Annotated in this window: 2 protein-coding genes; one reads left to right on the plus strand and one right to left on the minus strand. The window is 62.4% G+C overall.

What is annotated here, in order from left to right; all coding sequences use genetic code 11:
• Positions 1-136: 136 nt before the first annotated feature.
• Positions 137-295: a hypothetical protein gene (locus F6X42_RS42440; RefSeq protein WP_167368858.1), complete on the minus strand. Its 159-nt coding sequence runs from the start codon at positions 293-295 to the stop codon at positions 137-139.
• An 877-nt stretch (positions 296-1,172) separates the two neighbouring features.
• On the opposite strand from F6X42_RS42440, the gene F6X42_RS42445 reads away from it, so the two are divergent.
• Positions 1,173-1,511 (plus strand): HU family DNA-binding protein, encoded by a 339-nt coding sequence (locus tag F6X42_RS42445; RefSeq protein ID WP_187639705.1) that lies wholly within the window; start codon positions 1,173-1,175, stop codon positions 1,509-1,511.
• The last annotated feature ends 525 nt before the right edge of the window (positions 1,512-2,036 follow it).

Consider the following 2,036-nt stretch of genomic DNA (forward strand, 5'->3'; position numbering starts at 1 on the left):
GGTCATCCCGACGCTGGCAAAGTCCCGGAGCACAGCTCGTCCGGAGTGGAGCGCAAACGGCTGGCCCCTGTCGCTTGCGCTGCCGGAGTTGCCCGCAATGGGTGGACAGTCAACAAGGCAGGTATCTGGCTGTGCTTCAAGGCCTGCGGTGCAACCAGTCCCGCATTGGATGGGTGTCCAGCCAGCGGAGTTGCCGGCTCCTGTGATGTTCACGTCGGTAGTGCTCCGTCACCAGGATGGCAGCCATGATCAGAACGATCACCCCCAGCATGATTCCCGAAATTGATTCGGCCATGGCGGCCTCCTGTCGAGTCACAACCATCTTTACAGTTTAGGTGATGCGCCGGCGCGTCGGGTACTCTACCTGTTCCTTCTTGCTGCCGCCTCCTGCCGCCTTGCGCAGCCCAAACCGGGAAGGATGCGAAGAGGCTTCCACGGGCATGGGCGCGTTGATGACCCGGGTTTAGCGCTGCTTGTCCTACTCGGCAAACGGGGGCGCTACCAGGGGCAGCCTGGTCTGCCGAATGGTGATCTTGTCATCATCGCCGATCGGTTCCACATGGCATCCTCCTCGACCGACCACATTCGGCTTCGCTCGTTACGCAGACTGAAATCTGCAGGTTCGAGTATCGATTCGACCCTGACATGTGCGTTCGACGCTCTCATAAGGGCGAATTCCTGCCGTCCCGATGGCAGATCCGCGTGTGACCTCATCGGACCTCCGGCGCAAAGGCGCAAACGATTTGCCCGGCGCCATTACGTGCCGCCGCATCGCCAAGGTGCCCGATGCGGTTAGCGATGTCACGACGGACTGCAGGAGGAAAGCCTCAACGTGCCAGTGTCCGCGCTCCTGCAAAAGCTCGCCTTACCGGTTCATTTAATACCGGATGATTTAATACCGGATGACGCAACTAGCCGTCATGTTCGCCTGGTCCGCCCCTCCAACGTCGAGACCGTTTCGCAATGACGGAGCCGCACACACCGACTTTTACCGCAGTGCCTCGACAGCGCTGCTGGCCGCTGGACGATTTTCCGTCTGTCACGCTCCGGCAGCCCGCGCTGGCCGGGAAAACGGAGGGGGCGGGCGCTACCTTGGGTACGTACGTGCGCGTTTGCGTTCGGACCGCCCGTTGCGGTACGTTGCGGGTCTGGCCAACAACAACCGATCGAACATGAATAAACAGGAACTGATTGACGCGGTCGCAGCCCGCACCGGCGACACCAGGGCCGCCACCGGCGAAGCCATCGATGCAGTGCCAGGCGCCATCACGCGCGCGGTGACCGCTGGCGACACCGTGCAACTGGTCGGTTTCGGCTCGTTCCCGACGGGACAGCGTGCGGCACGCACCGGCCGCAATCTGTCGACGGGCGCCGAAATCCAGGTTGCCGCGGCAAAGACGGTGAAGTTCACTGCCGGCAAGGCGTTCAAAGACGCGGTGAACGCACGGGGACGAGGACCGACATCGCACCGGCCATCTACGCGGGCCTGCAGCGTGAAATCGCCGACGTAGTGGAGTCCACGCGCGCGGCCGCCGCCCGCAGCGTCAACGCGTTCATGACGGCGACCTACCGGGAGATTGGCCGGCGCATCGTGGAGTTCGAGCAAGGCGGCGAACTCGGCTAGGCCAGCGGGTCGGTGGCACCCGGTCAACTGTCTCAGCTCGACCCACTGCCGTCGTTCGAAGGTCCGTCACCGCAACGGCAGCTTACTCGGGAACAGCGGTCATCCGACATCCCGCGCTGAGCGACATGAACTGGCCTTTTCGGCCGGCAAGACAACTCGTACGGATCCGATGGCACAGGTCGCTGGAGGTGAATAATTTACCCGGCTTGATAAAGACGCCCGTGATGGGCCGGTTGTCGAAACGGAAAAACCGGCTCACGCTAAGGTCATACGCCGCGCACTGAGACCCGTGCCGATGAGCGAAGCTGACGAAGGGACAGAGACATGAGCCTTGTCGATTATCAACTGATGGAAGTGGCAAGCGGCAAGGCCGTGAAGATGTGGGCGCAGGGCGTCGCGATTGAGGAGGCGG

The sequence above is a fragment of the Paraburkholderia podalyriae genome, assembly GCF_014397785.1.
Taxonomy (GTDB): Bacteria; Pseudomonadota; Gammaproteobacteria; order Burkholderiales; family Burkholderiaceae; genus Paraburkholderia; species Paraburkholderia podalyriae.